This window comes from Winogradskyella aurantia, from assembly GCF_002266855.1.
GTDB classification, from domain to species: Bacteria; Bacteroidota; Bacteroidia; order Flavobacteriales; family Flavobacteriaceae; genus Winogradskyella; species Winogradskyella aurantia.
Window position 1 is genome coordinate 49,822 of the sequence record NZ_NGJN01000004.1, and the last position, 18,962, is coordinate 68,783.

The 18,962-nt window shown below is 38.4% G+C and carries 10 protein-coding genes; 4 read left to right on the top strand and 6 right to left on the bottom strand.

Annotation, left to right across the window (positions count from 1 at the left end):
* Window positions 1-3 precede the first annotated feature (3 nt).
* The 5 genes from CA834_RS08215 to CA834_RS08235 all read right to left on the bottom strand — a co-directional run bounded on the left by CA834_RS08215 (window position 4) and on the right by CA834_RS08235 (window position 14,511).
* Entirely contained in the window at window positions 4-8,409 is an 8,406-nt protein-coding gene (locus CA834_RS08215) for a T9SS type B sorting domain-containing protein (RefSeq protein ID WP_240507530.1), read from the bottom strand.
* 63 nt (window positions 8,410-8,472) lie between these two features.
* Entirely contained in the window at window positions 8,473-10,950 is a 2,478-nt protein-coding gene (locus CA834_RS08220) for a PorP/SprF family type IX secretion system membrane protein (protein WP_094968220.1), read from the bottom strand.
* 1 nt (window position 10,951) lies between these two features.
* Window positions 10,952-12,415, bottom strand: coding sequence for a T9SS type B sorting domain-containing protein (locus CA834_RS08225; RefSeq protein WP_094968221.1), 1,464 nt, complete (start codon window positions 12,413-12,415; stop codon window positions 10,952-10,954).
* Window positions 12,416-12,497: 82 nt separating this feature from the next.
* A complete protein-coding gene (locus tag CA834_RS08230) occupies window positions 12,498-13,805 on the bottom strand; it encodes a hypothetical protein (RefSeq protein ID WP_094968222.1) in 1,308 nt (435 codons plus the stop codon).
* A 256-nt stretch (window positions 13,806-14,061) separates the two neighbouring features.
* Window positions 14,062-14,511 (bottom strand): hypothetical protein, encoded by a 450-nt coding sequence (locus CA834_RS08235; protein ID WP_094968223.1) that lies wholly within the window; start codon window positions 14,509-14,511, stop codon window positions 14,062-14,064.
* A gap of 393 nt (window positions 14,512-14,904) precedes the next feature.
* Between CA834_RS08235 and CA834_RS08240 the strand changes: the two genes are divergently transcribed.
* The 4 genes from CA834_RS08240 to CA834_RS08255 all read left to right on the top strand — a co-directional run bounded on the left by CA834_RS08240 (window position 14,905) and on the right by CA834_RS08255 (window position 18,147).
* Window positions 14,905-15,525 (top strand): peptidase associated/transthyretin-like domain-containing protein, encoded by a 621-nt coding sequence (locus tag CA834_RS08240; RefSeq protein WP_094968224.1) that lies wholly within the window; start codon window positions 14,905-14,907, stop codon window positions 15,523-15,525.
* A 249-nt stretch (window positions 15,526-15,774) separates the two neighbouring features.
* On the top strand, window positions 15,775-16,386 hold the full coding sequence (locus CA834_RS08245; protein WP_094968225.1) for a hypothetical protein: 612 nt from the start codon (window positions 15,775-15,777) through the stop codon (window positions 16,384-16,386).
* Between the two features lie 164 nt (window positions 16,387-16,550).
* Window positions 16,551-17,606 (top strand): NAD(P)-dependent alcohol dehydrogenase, encoded by a 1,056-nt coding sequence (locus CA834_RS08250; protein WP_094968226.1) that lies wholly within the window; start codon window positions 16,551-16,553, stop codon window positions 17,604-17,606.
* Between the two features lie 82 nt (window positions 17,607-17,688).
* Window positions 17,689-18,147, top strand: coding sequence for a cold-shock protein (locus CA834_RS08255; RefSeq protein WP_094968227.1), 459 nt, complete (start codon window positions 17,689-17,691; stop codon window positions 18,145-18,147).
* Between the two features lie 37 nt (window positions 18,148-18,184).
* Here the strand turns inward: CA834_RS08255 and CA834_RS08260 are convergent, their stop codons facing one another.
* Entirely contained in the window at window positions 18,185-18,940 is a 756-nt protein-coding gene (locus CA834_RS08260) for an arylesterase (RefSeq protein WP_094968228.1), read from the bottom strand.
* Window positions 18,941-18,962 lie beyond the last annotated feature (22 nt).

The following is an 18,962-nucleotide window of genomic DNA, read 5'->3' on the forward strand; positions in this document are numbered from 1 at the left end:
TTATTATCTGTAAAGTGTAAAATGTCCTACAAACTCTCTATCTACATTGGGGTCATTAGTCTTTACGACAAACCAATAATCACCTGTCGGTAACTCAAAGCCATTATACCTACCATCCCATACTTCGCCAACTCTGTAAGTTGCCACCATACGACCATAACGATCAAAAATATCGAAGGTAAGATTTGGGTAATTTTCCGTACAACCAGGAGCCCAGGTATCATATTGGCCATCTCCATTTGGTGTAAACCAATTAGGAATACAGATATCAATGAATTCCAGTTCAATCATAGCAGTAGCAATACAGCCACTACTATCTGTAACCGTCACCTCATAAATTCCTGATGCTGTAATGATAAAGGTGTTAACATCGCCATAATCCTCACCATTCATAGTAAAAGTATATTCACCTGAACCGCCTGAAGCATTGGCAATAAATTCATTAAGCTCACCTTCCGTAAGTGTCAAGGCTACAGGCTCAAATCCCTCTATATCAAAAGTCTCGGTCATTTGAATACAGCCATTTGTATGCCTCACCTCTATATAATGGTCCGTACCTACAGGCACATTAGTAAAGACATTACTCATTTGATAAGGGCCTCCATCTAAGGAATAATCCAATTCCTCTGCATCTGCTGATGAGTCAACAATAACAGTAACCACATTACTCTGGGCATTGTCTTCACAGGTATACACTAATTCAACCTCAGGGTTAATCGTGACCGATTCAGGGAAAGTAATATTCCACTCGGATTCACAACCTTCCGCATCTCTGATATAAACAATATGGTCACCGCCACCTAAATTTGTGAAATCGAATTCCGTTTGTGTTGGGGCTCCTACGGTATAATCCCCATCATAATCATCAAGGCTCACACTATAGGGTAAATTACCTCCAGAGATTTCGATACTAAATTCACCATTAGCATCACCATCACAAACCTCTGGGAACAATGAGTTTGGAACGATACTGATAATAACAGGCTCAGGTTCTGAAATTGTAAAGTTGAAGGTCAAATAACAACCTAGCTCATCCTGAACAATAACATCATAATCTCCAGGTGCTAAATTTTCAAATGTATTTGACTCAAAAAACTGGTTCAATTGTGGTGAAATCGCATATTTAATTATACCAGTTCCACCCGTTGCTGTTATTTCAACCGATCCATTATTAGTACCCGTACATGTCACATCATTTACGGCTAAAGTAGCATCTAGAGTTTGAGAAGGTTCCGTTATGCTAATAGGTGCCGTTGTCGCAGTACAATCACCACTTTCAACAAGCACTATATAATCCCCAGCCACAAGCCCTGTAAATAGTCCTGGTGTATTTTGGGTTGCTGACAAGGTATTTCCTAATCCATCCTGTAATGTATAAGTATAGTTGCCTAAGCCACCTTGGGCCGATGCAATTATGGACCCTGTATTATCCCCAGCACAATTAATGGTAGGATTAATATTTTCTAAATTGATAACAAGGTTTGGAATAGCCTCTATAGTAATTTCATTACTTATACTAGTGACACAGTTATTGCTATCTCTAACAAAATATGAATAGGTACCAGGTGCTACATCGAATGTAGTTGATGTACTAAATGTCCCTAATATGGTCGTAAAATTACTGTCGTCACTATAAGCATAAGGACCTATACCTCCAGTAGCACTTAGTGTTAGTGAGGCAGATGTTAAACAGGTCTGTGTTGTTGAGGCAACCAAGCTGGCTTCAACTTCTGTTGGCTCGTTAATTACAATATCCAATGATGTTGTACTACATTCAAAACCATCTGTAATGGCAACATTATAGGTTCCAGCACCCAGGTTGTCAAAAACATTCGATGTTTGAGGACCAGATGAGCTTGGTGTAGGTAAAATCGTGTTTAAGGTATACGTATAATTAAACCCTTGTCCTCCAGTTACATTCGTTACTATTATGGAGGCGTCCTGATCACCGAAACAAGCTAATGTAGACGTACTAGCACTGAACGTAGCATTTATTGGCGCAGGCTCTGAAAGGATTATAGCTTCAGAAGTAATACAGCCTTCGGCGTCTCGAACATTAACTATGTAATTACCAGAGGATAATCCAGAAAATACGTTGTTGCTAGAGAAAGCTACCGAAGCATCACCAGAAAGTTCGTATTCGTAATTACCCCAGCCACCTTCAGCTATTGCAGTAATGGTTCCTTCACTATTTGTACAGGTAACATTAGACGTTTCCAGTAGGTTCAAGGTCAAAGCATCTGGTGGAGATGTAATTACTGCCGTTGATGACACCGAACAAAATGGTGCTGACAGTTGTGTAATCACGATATCAAAGGTACCAGCTGTTAACCCAGAAATACTTATCGGATTAATAGAGGTGTTGGCATTGACAAGACCAGTAACTGATACACCTAAGTCATTAAATACTTCGTAGCTATAATCCCCAGAATAACCATTAACAGTTAGTTCAATAGTACCTGAGTTATCTCCAAAACAGGTTATGATATTGGGTACAACATTTAGAGTAGGAGGTATAGCTTCAGGAACTACAACGGTTACTTCTTCAAAACAGGAGTTTGAATTATCCGTAACGGTAATATTATAGGTGCCTGACGGAACTCCAGTAAAGGTATTTCCAATCAAACTAATGGACGCTGGACTAGGGTTAATTCCATAGGTAAAAGACCCTGAGCCACCTGTTGTACTTATCGTGATTTCGCCATCATCATTATTACATGAAGGGAGAGCCGTAACGTCAGGTATGATATCGAGTGGCAATAAAATATCTACAGAAACTAAATTCCCGCAGCCATTGGCATCTTGAATTTCTATGGTGTGAGTTCCAGCAAAAAGATTAGAAATGGTGAATGGTGCGTTTAATGCTTGAAAAGCACCACCATCAACACTATAACTGTATGGAGGAATACCAGCGGAATCCAAATTTACATCAATCGCAAAATCACCATCAGCTAACGCACATTCATCAACAATAGTCGCTGATATTACCGGAGATGGATCTTCTGGTAAAATTATGGGCTCAGTCACAATACAACCATAAGCATCAAGTACATGTACAAAATAATTGCCTGCATCTAGGTTAAAAGTATTAGTCGTGTTCCATAATGGATCGGTCTCTAATGGCTGGGTTGCCGTTGTTGTAGCCTGATATTGGTAGGGTGGAGTACCATTTTGGCCAACCGCACTTATAACACCAGAATTCGGGTTACAATTGGCGTTTTGGTTTACCGATACTGTTAATTCTAAAGGGAACTGTGATTCAGTAATATTGAAAGGTAAGCTTACTACACCACAGCCTGCGTTTGGACCTGACGTTTCAGAAATCAATACATAATAATTTCCGAAAGGCAGAGGACCTAAATTATTCACATTCAGCGATCCATTTGCATTTACCGTACCTGTACCACTGATTCCTGTTGATATCTGGGATAACGAATCAAAGATCTCATAGCTTATATTTACGGGTGAGCCGTAAACACTATTTACAGTAAAGGAAACATTACCATCAGCACTGCCCGTACAAGAAATATTCTCAGAGGATACAGCACTTAAGGTTAAAGTCGAATTGGTAGGAATTGGAGCCGTCGCAGGCTCATAGTAACTACAATTGGTAGATTGATCAAAGACGATAAAAGTATAACTTACTCCAGGAGTTAAATTTGTGAACGTCGCTGATTGGCTACCAAACGAATCTTCAGGTATCCAAGACCCAGGTGGATTAGGATAAACAGATATAGGACCTTGATAAATACTAAAGAAAAATGGTCCAGAACTACTTAGTGTTGACCCTATGCTAACTACAGCCTGACCTCCATTAGTACAGTCTACAGATGTATCTATAACTATATCTAAATCAGTAGGAGGGGAGGCTACAAGGACATCTTGTTCTAATACAGAACATCCATTAGCATCAACAACATTTATTTGATACAGACCAAAGTCTACAACATCAAAACTGACAGATGTTGTTCCAGAGGCATTGAACTCAGAATTGGCATAGCCATTTGTTCCTGTAACAAAATAATTGTAGGGTGGTGTACCACCTGTTACACTATTTATTATAATAGACCCTTGTGATATACCACTAGCAGTACACGAGATATCAACCGTGTCAAAATCTACATTAATGGGAGTAGGTTCGGATATCGTAACGGTGTCTGTCGCTGAACAGGAAATAGCATCAGTGATAGTTATGGTATAATCACCAGCTGGTAAGCCAGCAGTTTGTGTGCCATAATTTGTACCCGTGGAATCATTGTTTACGTTGATTGTAAACGGAGGCGTACCTGAGGTACTATCTATAGTAATGTCTAAGGCACCTGTTGAATCACCATGACATAGGATATCTTGAACCAATGTTATTGAATTAATAGCTGGTGGTGAAATAGGATTTACAGTTACCACACTAGAAAGTGCCGTACATCCATTAGCATCTGTTACTTCAAACTGATACGTTCCAGGGTTTGGCGTGGTATAGACAAATGATGTTCCTGTGCTGCCTAAATCAACAAAAGTTCCGCCATCTATTGACACGGCATAGGTATAGGGAGCTATTCCTGTAACTGAACCTGTAATAATAGCATCAGGCGCAGCCGTACAATCAAGTGCTTCAGTCAAGACAACATTAACCGTTGGATCTTGAATCGGATTTATAGTATAGGTTTCACTATAGGTACAGTCGTTCTCATCCCTTACTTGAAAGGTATAAGTTCCAGGTTGTAAACCAGCAAAACTATTAGAAGCCTGGTAAGGGGTTGCGTCTGCTGCAGGAGCAATAATTTGATAGTCTATAGTTCCTGTTCCTCCAGTGACACCTGTAATAGTAACGGTAGATGTATTATCAGGACAAGTAACAGGTGAGCTGTCAAAATCCATATCAGTAATTGGTGCTAATGGGTCAATTACAATCTCATTAGTGATGAAAGTACAGCTGTTGGAATCTCGAATCGTAACAGTATAAGTGCCTTCTGTAAGACCCGTAAAGGTATTACTTGTTTGGAATGAGACACCATTTAAGCTATACTCGTAGGGTGGAACACCACCTGTAACACCAGTGACTTCAATAGTTCCGGTTGAAGAACATGTGTATGGGGCTGTCAGTTCAGCCAGACCAGTAATTTCTGGGTTGGTATTAATCGTCACAGTTTCGGCAAGTGTGGAACATATGCTAGCTCCAAGAGTATACTGAACAACAACATCGTAATCACCTGCCGGTAATCCTGTAAATACCGAAGACGGGAAAAAACTAGTTCCACCATCAATACTATAGGCTATACTATTTCCATTGGGGTTAGTCACATTAATATTTATAGAACCCGTTCCGCCTGAACTTGGGCAGACAATATCCGTAGTTGAAATAGTAAACTCCGGCTCTGGAATGGCTTCTACGGTCACAGTAGTAGTAGCTTCACAATTGTTAGCATCAACAACTAGGATATTATAGGTGCCCGCAGATGTAATAACAAATACTGGCTCTGTTTGAAAATCAACCGTACTATTTACAAAATAAAAGTAGGGAGGCGTACCGCCCTCTGGATATATTGTTATTTCACCATCTGTACAATTCAACGGTGCGGTAACTGCTGCGGTTACAGTTAATAAAGGAGGTTCAACTATGGTAATATCCTCCGTATAGGTACAACCATCTTCCGTTTCAACAGTTGCCGTGTAAGTCCCTGGATTTAGGTTTTCAAAGGTGTAGTTGTTATCCATTGTTGGACCAACACTATTAACTAGGTTGCCACCATTAAACAGGCTGAAGAAATATTGTGGGTCCGCATCATTTGCGGCTAATTGAATACTACCCAGCTCGCCATAACATAACGGCTGTATAACAGTTGAAGTCACAGTGAAATCACGATCTCTTATTTGAACATCAGGAACAGTAAAGACACATGGATTGGTAGGTACACCAACTTGTCTTATATAAACAGTGTATATTCCAGGTGTATTAACTGAAAACGTATTACTGGCTTGATAATTCACCCCATCTAAACTATACTCATATCCAGAAGGCACATCATTTACCGTAATACTTCCTGGTGTCGTACAGATTATATCAGTAGAGGTTACAGTTGGGCTTAATAGATTTTCGTAAACATTAAAATAAAACTGTACAAAACACCCACCCTGATAATTGATAGTAATTCTAAATTGACCTGCGGAATCAGCAAGATAATCAGGACCTGTAGCAACTTCATTCCACACACAGGAATCATCTTCATTTGCACAATCTTCATTGGGAACCGCAGCACAACTACTTTCATCTAACTGTTCCCATATAATTGAGGTTGAATCTGAAATATTGGTTTGTATGAACCTTGAGTCATTAGCACCACACAGAAAAATATTTGGTAAAAGTTTACCGTCATTCGGACACGTAACGACCTCATCAGCATATGGTATAACAGGATTGGTCGTGTTTCCGCCAAACAATTCAACATCAAAAATTTGGTCTATGGACTGGCAAGGAGCAGTTGCTATATTTCTCACGTAATAAGTACCTGATGCATCTACGGTAATGGTTTGAGTAGTTCCAATTACCGGTGAATAAGTAGGGCTGGTTGACCAAATATACTCATCATAACCATCCGCCGCTGTGATATCAACTGTACTGCCACAAAGGGTAACGGTTTGTTGGAAAATACAATCATCTAAATCGGCTAAGAAGTTCGTAGTCTGTGGAGACAACAAACAACCCGTATTTGAACTAAAACTAGGATCATCTGTAATAACAAAAGAAGGATTGGTTTCTCCATTATACGTAGCAAAAGCTTGATTTTGAATTAAATCAGAACAAACATCAACCAATTGTTGACAGCTTTCCACAACGGTTACCTGAATGCGTATCTCATAGGCGGGATCGAACTCCTCTACTAAAGAGTCATCAATGGCAAAGACAAGCTCCCTCGTTGCAGGATCATAACTTTGAACGGTTACTCCTGGTGGTAAAGTAAGACCAGCAGGGTAATCTAATACGGTGTTGATGGGTAAAATATCCCTTATGGTAAAATTAATGGCATCGTCATTTCCCGTATTCTGAAAACCTATGACATAGGTTAATTCTTGACCTAGATCAACAACTTGACCACCAATGTTACTTCCAAACTCGTCTTCGACAATCTTGGTTAATACAATGTTGGGTTCTATAATTTCTACAGAGAAAGCAGTGGCAAAAGCACCATAACCATCACCATTTGTTGTTAGTTTTAAATCTCCTGCGGTAGCATCATTAGGAAGTACAATATTACCAGGGTTCGGTATATCAACGTTATTAATGTCCAGTCCAAGCGTATTTAAACTCGGCGGATTTCTATCGACATTGTGAACACCATTTCGAGTAATCGATGAATTAAAGAAGTTATTCTGTTGATTAATAGCATCAGAAATAACGGTGAAATTGGGATTAGTACTCGCTTTAAATTGAAAGGAGTCTCCTGTTATCCCTATATCTCCCTCTAGAGCTGCAACGCCGATATTTGCGTTTACAGGTAAAGGCGCTGGCAAGGTCTGGAAGCCGGAAACAGGAATTTCAAGTTCAGTTGTATTTTGTACTCCTGCATATCCATCAAAAAGAGCGATGTACTTGCTTGGGAGCACTGGACTTTCATAAATTACTACAAGCGTCCAACCTGCGGAACACCCGCCAAGTCTTCTACCTCTGGTTGCACGTAGGTTAGCAACTGTGTAATTACCATCTGCCTCTGGTAAGCCTTGAAGCAAATTAGTGACATTTTTGTAACATATAATAGGGGAGTCCTTGAATGAATTTTCAACTCCAGGACCATAATACTCGTAACCATCAAAAATAATCTCATCTTCTTCACCTGCAGGGTCTGCATCATTATCGGCTACCAAATCTATAAAATCACCAGTTGGGAGTTTAAATTTTATTGTGTTCCAATCCTCAAGCCTCGGTGTACCCTCAAATTGCACTGAAGGATTATCAGCTACTTCTAATGGGTAAACAGATGCCCAATAAAGACCAGCGTATAAAATTCTCTTACACGAATTATCAGTAATTAACTCGGCACTACTAGAACTGAATATGTTTGGGTCTCCACCACTAGCTACATTTACATAGACCCCTTCATTATTATTATTGATGCCATTGCCGTTATAGGGCTGAGGCAATCCAGCACCAGTTACAATACCATTTCCAATAAATACAATGTCCCCTTTAACTTTGATACTTCCACCATCTAGTCTTGGTGTGAAGGGTACTGGTAATTGTGCAAATGCATCTGTACTTATCAATAAAACTAGACATAAAAACATTTGATATGCCAATCGTTTTGATGCTATTCCTGTTCGTACCATTGAAAAACAGAATCGCAGTGGTGCAATTAAGCACAGCGACAAGACATGTAATATCAGCGCTATGGATTTCATTTGAGTAGGTCTTTTCATGATATTTATTTTTTATTCCTGATTTTTCCTAAGGGCATAGAAAAAAGAGGAAAAGCTTAACTATTAATTTTCAATTTTTACTATTGACATTTTACTATTATATGGTCTACTACCTTTAGCTTCTAATGCTTTTGTTGCTTCAGATATGTCATTGTACTTTTCATAATAGATGTAATACTTACTCGTATTGACATCATAGAAAAAGTCTACATCCTTACGTCCGGAAGCCACGACTTTGGTCAAAAAGTCATTCCGCTTATCAACATTACTGTGCACAGCAATAATCATATAATACCCGTTGTCAACTTTATTTATATTCTTTAATATTTTAATATTGTTTCCTTGGTCTTCGCCAAAATCAAAATCCTCACGAGTTAAGACGGTATCTGATAAAGACGTGGTTTCCTTTATATTCTTGAGCATGGCCCTATCCTGTAAATAACGCTTTTCGTCTGTGTCAAAACTGGCTCGCTTAATTCGGCGTCTTTTTTCAAATTCCGTTGCCACCCTAATTCTTTCCAATTCAACATCTAATTGTGTTTTGGTTTGTGACGCTTTTAATTGCTCGGCCTTTAAGCGTTTAATTTCTTTCTTGTAGTGGAGCAATACCACGTCATTAGTAAGCGTATCACCCACAATGGTTTCTTCGTATAAGGCTTCTAAATCCTTTATCTTTTCACTTCTATCCTTTATAATGGCCTCTAAATCAGATTTAATAGCATTAAGTCTATTGTTCTCCGCCGTTATACTTTTAAATGGTCTTGGTTGCACAGTAATACCCTGCTCACTTAAATCGTTTTCTTCTTTGAGAGCTTTTAAATCTGTATCCTTAACAATAACAAGGCTATCTAATTGTTGCAATAAAACTTTTTGCGAAGCCAAGCTTGCCTCTGCTTGTTGCGTAATAGCCAACATGGCTTTTGTACGTTCATCCTTAGGGTTGTTTATAAGTTCCATATCAGCTTGCTCCTCAGTCACTTCATTAGCTTTCTGATCTGCCTCTTCTTGTGCTTTTTGCTCTGCAAGGCGTATAGCTTCAACTTCAGCTGCCGCTTTGACTTTCTGTTCTGCCAATACCTGTGCTTGTTTTGCAGCCTCTTCCTGTGCCCTCTGCTCTGCAAGACGTAAGGCCTCGGCCTCAGCTGCTTCTTTGGCTTTCTGTTCTGCCAATACCTGTGCTTGTTTTGCAGCCTCTTCCTGTGCCCTCTGCTCTGCAAGACGTTTGGCTTCTGCCTCAGCTGTTGCTTTGGCTTTCTGTTCTGCCAGGAGCTGTGCTTGTTTAGCTGCCTCTTCTTGGGCTTTCTGCTCGGCAAGTCGTTTGGCTTCTGCCTCATCATTCGCTTTGGCTTTCTGTTCTGCAGAAACCTCCGCTTGTTTTGCAGCTTCTTCTTGGGATTTTTGCTCGGCTAGACGTTTGGCTTCTGCCTCCTCTTGCGCCTTTTGCTCTAAAGCTAATTTACGTGCATTACGCTCCTCACGTGCCAATCTGGCTTGCTCTGCCCGTTCTTCGTTCGACAGGCTCGCGTTTGTCTTGTTCTTTGTTCTGTTTGATGTTGTAGTGCGTTTTCTGCCTCTGTTAGCACCAGATAGTAAACCGGCCATATCATCGTCATTACTATAATCTAGGTTTCTGTCTGGCTTAAAGCGATAGGCTAGAGTTATTTCATGGGAAGGACCAAAATTACCCAATGTTCCAACCGCAGTTTCAAAATTGTATTCTATAGCAATTTGCTCTGTTATGTTAAGACCTAAACCACCAGACATTCCAAATACGGAATTATAGCCAGCTTGTGCCCATAGTCCTTTTGGTACAGTTACCATAACCAATCCTGAGATTATGGTTTCTTCTTTGAAAAATTCAGAACGGATTAAGGTTGAAAATTTAGCCTCATCAAAAAAACCTCGACTAGCCATATAACCCGTATACATGGCGTGAAGTTGAAAGCTTTGATCCCTATTATCTTCAATTATGGAAGAGGATTCAAAATTATATAAGGCTAAATTATTTACGGATAGCCCAAAATCTAAAAATTCCAATCCAAAATTAATTCCAGGGTTTACCGTTAACAGAAAATTGTTAGGCACATTCTGTAAAGCAGGATCAACAAAATTGGTCACCACATTAGATGTATTGATACCACTTTGGTAGGCACCTACGTTAAGTCCAAATGTTAAATTAGTATCACGTGCAAGTTTTGCATTATAGGCAAAGTTTAAAACGCCTCCAAAAGTGGTGAGAACACCATAATTTTGTTGGAACAATCCGATACCTGCACCAATGTTTTCTGCAAACCGACCTGAATAACTGGCTAAATACGTCTCAGGTGCATCTTCAAACTGCACCCATTCGCGTTTATTTGTTATGTTGATGAATCGCGTTTGTTCCCTGACAAAACTGAAGGTAGGATTAAGGGCATAACGATTAAACGTTAGGGAGTTTCTAATAGGTAAATTAAAGGATACGACACCGTCAGCATTTTGCCCAAAGCTGCCGTGCATAAAGCAAATAGATAATATCAATATGAAAAGATATACTTTCATTCTATTTTACAACTGTTATTGATCCTTTTTTTGTTTCATTAGCCGTTGTGGTAATGATGTAATAATAAACTTGATTAACACTGTTTAAATTCAAATCGTTTTGAGGCCAATCGTTTTGGTAATCCTTGGTTTTAAATATTAATTCACCACGATTACTATAAATTGTAACCTCTGTATTTGTACCGGTTGTATATTGCTGTGGTATCACCCAGGTGTCGTTAATGGTATCTCCATTTGGACTAATTACATTTGGAATGTTACTGACATCTGGAAACATATCAAGAGTTTCCTCAATACTAAACACATATTCCACAGTACTCTCGCAGCCCACAGTTTCGGTGATGACCACACTATAATCACCGAAATCTGAGGCTACATAAGAGGCTCCGTTTGCACCTGGGATTAAAATTGTATTATAAAACCATTCATAAATTGGAGCATTTGCATTTGTTGTCACTGTAACGGTTAATGTTTCTCCCTCTTCTAAAGTGTTGACATCATCTACATTGATATCACTTTCAAATAATTGACTTTCTAAATCTATAGAACCTGAAGCTGAGCATTCTCCTAAATCCACTTGGACGGAAAAAGTTCCTGATTCATTAGTTTGGTACATTTGTTCGTTCGCACCAGCTATAGCAACGCCGTCTTTAAACCATTGATATGAATTACCTCCAAGGGTGGTTAAGGTTGTAAGACCTTGCTCTGGACAATACGGATTACCTAAACTAGATGTTATGGTAGCATTAGCCTCACCTGAGACGGCCTGCGTAATAGTAACACGGTTAGAAAAAGAATTAGACGTGCAGGTACCATAATTAGTTTCTACAAAATAAGTACCTTCCTCATTAACGGTAAGGGTAGGGCCCTCAGCCACAAAAACAGATGTCGTTGGACCCGTCTCTTTAAACCAATTAAAGGTTAAGGAAGGGTAGTTAAGAGGTGAGTCATTACTTCCCGTTCCTGGATTATCAATACTCAATAAATAGCTGCCACCTGCGCAGAATGCACCTGTAGATACCAGATTATTAATGGTAAAAGGGGCGTCTTGTAATTTAAAATAGGCCGCAAATGGGGTAGACCCTGAACTTGTTGCTACCGGAGCACTACTTTTTATTCTAATACGGTAATTTTCACCTGCTGTTGTTTCTGGAATGGAAAAGTTAACAGTGGCTGGAGAAGCGGTTATAGCTCCAGGCTGCGATGTAAAAAGTGTTACTGAATTTGAGAAATCTCCATCGGCATCAGACATTTCAACTGAAAATTGGTTTGATGTGCTTAGTCCAGATTCTGGGGAAAAAATAAAGGTTGCTGAATAGGTATTAAAATCCTCACTAGCACAAGCCTGACTAAATCCTAAATTAGGAGTGCCTATTACAATTTGGGCATTAACTTGCCCTATTAGCGTTAGAAAAGCAACGCTAATCCATAGGAGTAGGTTTTGGGCGGTTGTGGTCAAGTACATGTAGTTGGGGATTGTAATTATCTAATCAATACATTCTTTATTAAGATTAATATCGGCGCTAGTATAGGTGACAGTATATAAACTAATCATCATTGGGGTCATTTGAAGCGATGATTTTATTAATTCGTAACCTGTAATCTGGTCTTTTCGTGCTCTGGGCATCAATAAAGGTTTCACTATCCGGGCCTTTGGAATACACATTGTTAAATGCTCTGCTACCATACCAGCTTTCTAAATCGTCATTGTTTGAATAGCCTTTTACGAAAATATTACCATTGCAATTGTTAAAATAAGTTCTTGTAAATTGAATCTTTTTAAGGTTATCGTTATTAATTTTTATACCAGCGTCAAAAATGACTGCAGGGTTAAATCCCGAGATAACACTTTTATCTATTGAAAAGGAAGTGTCCTTATCAACAAAAATAGCTTCACGAACCAGACCTACTTCAATATCAGACTCTAAATTGTCTGATACATTTACCAGTGTTAGATTTTCAGCATGAACACGTGTTTCTTTTTTTGTGGAGTTTGAACTTTCTTTATCATCATATGATTTAATAACCATGCATCTTGAACCATAAGGACTGGAAACATAGGGCGACCTTACCGCGAGGGAATTTAGTATATTACAGCTGGTGCCATAATTAAATTCATAATCGTTTTGATTGCTTCTAAAGGATACCAGTTGCATTAAAAATGGTTCACCACCGAGAATTTCAAAGGAATTACCCTCACAATAGCTTACCATTATGTTTTGAATAACTGTTTCACGACCAATTCCCGCAAGCGTAAGGCCGTTAAAATTACCAAAGTCCTTGGTGCGTTTACCTGCAAACTCTACTCTGACATAGCGTAACACCCCAGAATTACTATCTGTATCGCTGCCCCCATAACTTATATAATCAAAGGAGGAAGGCTTGAGACCGAATTCAAGAGAAGCCGCATTTCCAAAGGTGTTGGTTGGTGCGTTGCCAAGAATGAATAATCCTCCCCAGTCTCCAGCTTTTTTAACACTTCTGCTTGATGTAAATATGATTGGGTCAGTACTAGTGCCGTCTGCGATTATCTTAGAACCTCTGCTAATTGTTAGGGATCCCTTTGTTTTGAAATCACCGAGTATAACCGTACCTGGCTCTATAACTAGGTTGGCATTATCTGTTACAAAGACATCACCGAGCAAAAGATAAACGTTGTTTTTTGTCAGTTTGGTGTCTTCAGAGATATTGCCGCTAAGGATTTGTGTAGGTTCACCGAAATCTTTTTGGCTTGGCCTAAAATCCGTCCAGTTATTTAACCAATTACTATATCCGTTAATTCCTTTTTCCTGTTGTGCTGAAGCGGTAGTTATTGCACAAAGAAATACTAATGCTATTTTCGTAATTCTCATCATAGTAGTTAAATTCAATTGTTTAGTAGTTGGGGCTAACAAACATTATAGTCCAAACATAGCAATATAGCCTACGAAATACAAATAATATCGATGAAATGCACTTTTTTTATTAAAATTAATTAATTTTCCTACAAAATATGCTATAACTAGAGGCTACCTGAAGATTTCAACACTAAAATCTTTAATCTATTTGAGGATAGGGCATAAAAAAACCCCGATAAAAAATCGAGGTTTATTCATTTTTATTGGTAGTCTTTTACTTTTTAAAATCTTCATAGGTATGAAGCGATTTTAAGGTTTCTTCATAGAATAAAATCGCAGCAATGAGATCTGACGTATCTGAGTAAGGCAAAATCTTTCTTTGAAATTCTACCGCTTTATCAAAGTAGGTGGTTGAGGCTTCAATATTTTCCTTAAGCGCTTTTTTATTGTCTTTGGTTTCAGGTATTCCAAGAGACTCCATGGTAACACCTGGTTTTGTGGCGAAGGCAATATTAGGCAGAATATTAACTATGACCTCTATGCGTTCTATATACAAATCCAATAATTCTCCTTTAGACATTTTGTCTAATTCTTCCCGATTGTGATATTTCGAAATATTTACTTTACCACTTATAATACTATGCGTATCCTCTTTCTTTTGAGCATAACCCATATTCATTACAAGCAAAATAACAATACTTAGTAGGGTAATTTTAGTTTTCATTTTGAGGCTTTTTTATCATCTTAGATAGGCAAATCTATATAAATTATCCACAAAAACAACTAAATTTCTCAATTTTTGACGAAAAAATTTTAACACTTTAAGTGCATATTTTAGCGATAAACTGCGTATTTACTGGATTAAAAGCATTTTTTATCGTTAAAATGTAAAGGTCAAAATTTAACAGAATAAGGCTTCGTTTGTTGTGGAATAAGCTCTGATTTTAGTCATTTCATAATTCGATTAGTACAAATACACTCCAAATCTTCGTGGTTATTTATCGATACTTTTTGCGTCATTCCTCTATTAATCGTGTAAAATCATCACTTCGTATAATTTTTTAGTCAGATCGATAAAATACTGGCAATTTTGGGTCATCAAAAAAGATTCAGCCCCATGAAAAATCGACTTTTACTTTTAATATTAGTTTGTTTTTACTGTACGATAGCTCTTGTCAACGCACAAACCGTAACATTTGACGAAAATCAGAATTATCTTGAACGTCATCCCATATACGACTATACTGAAGCACAATTGAATAGTGTTGATAGTGTTCCTGATTTTGAATCAAAAACAAATAAAATAAAGCTTACAGGTGTGATCTACGAAAGCGATGGTCTTACACCTGCTAAAGATGTCATTCTTTTTATTGAACAATCCGACGAGCACGGTAATTTTGATTTGAGAGTAGAAAATGATAAGCGTTATGTGCACCATAGAGCTTGGGTAAAAACAGATGAGGAGGGACGTTATACCATATATACTTTCATTCCGGGAAACGATAGAACGCATAACCAGTTTAAACAATTATTCCCTGTCATAAAAGAACCTTCCGATGATGCTTATGAAATTGAAACGTTTTTGTTTGATGACGATCCATTAATTTCGAAATATTGTAGAAAGCGTTTGGCTAAAAAAGGTGACATAACACGTATTCTAAAACCTAAAAATGTTGATGGGATGTTAGTGGCTGAACGAAATATTATCCTACCCATAAACCATAAGGACACAAAATAAGTTTAAGTTAGAGTTTAAGTTTAAATTAGTATCTAACCCTCACTCAATACAAGAGTGGGGGTTTTTTGGTTCTAGTCAAGGTATCTTGTTCAACTTTGATTTCCATATTTACTCAAATACTATGCTGTCTTAACTATAGTTTATTGACATCAAAACACCAAGGTTTTTATTTTGAATAATGTTCTTTAATGCCTATCTTTATGTGTTAATTGATTAATTACCACACGTTTCACCTTAAATAATTTATAAATGTCTACAGGAACACTAATTATCGTCATCATAGGTGCCTTATGTCTTTTATTTGGAATTTTATATACTAAGAAGTCAACCTTAAGGGTTGCCGTTGGCCTTATCGGTGCTATATTACTTATATATGGTGGATATACTTACGGCAATATACAACCCGTACCGCAGATAGAAACCTTTGATGTTGGAAACAAATTAAAGGTAACCTATCCTGTTAAGGCAGTACAGGTATTATCCCCTGTTGATGGAGATACAATTAAGTGCCGTATTCTAACCTTAGGGGTTTATCCTGAAGCTCACGACAAGGATATATGGGTTTTGCTAGAGCCAAGCGACGAGAAATTTTACCCCCAATCAGACGATACAAACACATCCTACAAAGAGGACGGTCAATGGCAGGTCGTGACGAGATTTGGAGGGGACGAAGGTGAAACTTACCATCTTATTGTCTATGAAGCAGACGATTCAGCTTCAGCTTTTTTTAGTGAAACCATTGCCAAATGGAAAGCAGCTAATGATTATGTCGGCCTAGAACTGGACGAAATTCCAGAGGGTGCAGTTGAAATTGATCGTATTAAAGTGACTTTAGGCAGAGACTGCAGAGGAGTCCATTAAAACTACGCACCCTTTCATTTTAGTATACCTTCTAAGCAGTGTGAAAAGCCTCACAGGTATCTTTTGAGTAAACAAAACGCACAGCCATTTAGTTTACTTAGAATCGCTTGCCATTTTATGGATTAGTTTTCGTAGCTTTAGAAATCACTTAAAATCACCTAAAAATGGAAACTAAAAGGGTCAAGGCCTTCGGTACGGAATCATCTGAAGCTGACTTAAAACAATTGCAAATTGACCGTAGAACAGTCCTTGCTAAAGATATAGAAATTGATATTTTATTTTGTGGTGTATGCCATTCCGATTTGCACTTTGCTCGAAACGATTGGGGTATGACCACTTACCCTGTTGTTCCTGGACATGAAATAGTAGGAAAGGTCACTGCCATCGGTTCAGGGGTCACAAAGCATAAAGTTGGTGATATTGTTGCTGTAGGGTGCCTAGTAGATTCTTGTCGAACTTGTAATAACTGTAAAAATGATTTAGAACAGTACTGTCCGGAATGGGTAGGAACCTATGGTGGTTATGACAAACATTTAGATACAAATACGCATGGAGGTTATTCAGAAACGATTGTAGTAGATGAAGCTTTTGTTCTAAGTGTTCCTGAAAATCTGGATTTAGCGGGTTTAGCACCTGTCCTATGTGCAGGCATTACAACTTGGTCGCCTCTGCGCCATTGGAATGTCGGTAAAGACAGTAAAGTAGCTGTAGTTGGTCTTGGAGGATTAGGTCATATGGCTATTAAATTGGCCAATGCCCTTGGTGCTCATGTTACCTTGTTCTCCAGATCACCTGGTAAAATTGATGATGCAAAAGCCCTAGGGGCCCACGAGGTCATTATTTCAACAGACGACCTCCAGATGGAAGAGGCTATGAGTCGTTTCGATATTATACTGGACACGGTGCCTTATGAGCACGATTTTAATCCTTATATTGCAACGCTTAAAACCAATGGGACAATTGTAGTTCTAGGTTATTTAGGTCCGCTAGACCCTCCATTGGTAACAGTACCAATGATTATGGGACGAAAGTCTTTGGCTGGGTCGCTCATCGGGGGTATTGCAGAAACACAGGAGTTATTAGATTTCTGTGGAAAACATAATATTACGTCAGATGTAGAAGTTATCGATATTCAAAAAATCAACGAGGCATATGAGCGTATGCTTAAGAGCGACGTAAAATATCGTTTTGTCATAGACATGACATCGCTTAAAAATTAAGATCCAACTAGTTGATTCTAGAGGGTTAAAAAATATAAACCTGGGGATTTATTCTCCTTTAAAACAATTATTAGTATTGCCTATGGCACGATCGCAACAAACCTTTAGTAAAAGTGAAAAAGAAAAAAAGCGTTTAAAAAAACGTGAGGATAAAAGAAAAAAAATGGAGGCTCGCAAACTCGAAAAGGAGGAAAATGGTAGCCAAGGCATTGAATTTGCTTATGTAGACCACAACGGTCATTTAACGGACACGCCTCCAGACCCGTCTAAAAAAGTTAAGGTAAAAGCGAAACATATTGAGATAAGTATCCCAAAAACATCAGACGGCGAAAAGGAAGAATTTGATCCTGTTAGAATGGGAACTGTATCCTTCTTCGACCATTCTAAAGGTTTTGGGTTCATCATTGACTCGGAAAATCAGGAAAAGTACTTTACGCACATCAGCGGTGTTGTTGGTGAGATTAATGAGTCTGACAAAGTTTCTTTTGAATTGGAAAAAGGCCCTCGCGGTTGGAATGCTGTTAAAGTTGCAAAGGTGTAAGGACCTCGATGAAAGGTTAATATTTGGCATTAAGGCCTTATTTATTTAGAGGAGAAACCATGGGTTCTAATACCTCCCAAACTGTATGTGCTATCCTTTTATGACCTTCAGCCGTTGGGTGAATACCATCGGCTTGATTAAGTTCTGAGATACCACCGACATTCTTTAGGATAAAAGGAATAAAGGTAACATCGTTTTTCTGGGCGAGTTCAGCAAAAATCTTACGAAATTCAGTAGTGTATTCCTGTCCCATATTGGGAGGCAATTCCATTCCTGCCAATATTATTTTTGTCTTTGGGTTTTTAGTCGCAACGGCATCTATTATAGCCTGTAAGTTAGAGCGTGTTTCACTCAGAGGAACACCGCGTAACCCATCATTGGCACCAAGTTCCAGCAAGAAAATATCAGCATCTTGATTTAAGACCCAATTAATCCTACTTTTCCCCCCTGCTGAGGTCTCACCACTTAAGCCCAAATTAATAACAGTATAGTCCAAATCTAAAGAATCCATTTTAGCCTGCAATATTGCAGGGTACGCGTCATTAGCATCATTTAATCCATAACCAGCCGTAATACTGTCTCCAAAACAAAGCATTGTTTTTGTTGTTGTGCTATCTGATGCTTTAGCTGTTGTGGTCACTGTTTTTTCTTTATTTACAGTTTGCTTTGAACTATTGTCATCTCCACAACTACAGGAGAAGAGGATGATGATAAAATAACAAAATTTTAAGATTTTAGCTGCAAATGGGGTTAGTGGTTTCAAATCCAAATGTGTATTTTCCGCTGGAAACATAAGTGGTCTATAAATTTAATAT

Excerpts from the sequence above, each read along its gene's own strand:
- CA834_RS08215 (WP_240507530.1), bottom strand. The coding sequence starts at position 8,409 with ATGAAAAGACCTACTCAAATGAAATCCATAGCGCTGATATTACATGTC.
- CA834_RS08220 (WP_094968220.1), bottom strand. The coding sequence starts at position 10,950 with ATGAAAGTATATCTTTTCATATTGATATTATCTATTTGCTTTATGCAC.
- CA834_RS08225 (WP_094968221.1), bottom strand. The coding sequence starts at position 12,415 with ATGTACTTGACCACAACCGCCCAAAACCTACTCCTATGGATTAGCGTT.
- CA834_RS08230 (WP_094968222.1), bottom strand. The coding sequence starts at position 13,805 with ATGATGAGAATTACGAAAATAGCATTAGTATTTCTTTGTGCAATAACT.
- CA834_RS08235 (WP_094968223.1), bottom strand. The coding sequence starts at position 14,511 with ATGAAAACTAAAATTACCCTACTAAGTATTGTTATTTTGCTTGTAATG.
- CA834_RS08240 (WP_094968224.1), top strand. The coding sequence starts at position 14,905 with ATGAAAAATCGACTTTTACTTTTAATATTAGTTTGTTTTTACTGTACG.
- CA834_RS08245 (WP_094968225.1), top strand. The coding sequence starts at position 15,775 with ATGTCTACAGGAACACTAATTATCGTCATCATAGGTGCCTTATGTCTT.
- CA834_RS08250 (WP_094968226.1), top strand. The coding sequence starts at position 16,551 with ATGGAAACTAAAAGGGTCAAGGCCTTCGGTACGGAATCATCTGAAGCT.
- CA834_RS08255 (WP_094968227.1), top strand. The coding sequence starts at position 17,689 with ATGGCACGATCGCAACAAACCTTTAGTAAAAGTGAAAAAGAAAAAAAG.
- CA834_RS08260 (WP_094968228.1), bottom strand. The coding sequence starts at position 18,940 with ATGTTTCCAGCGGAAAATACACATTTGGATTTGAAACCACTAACCCCA.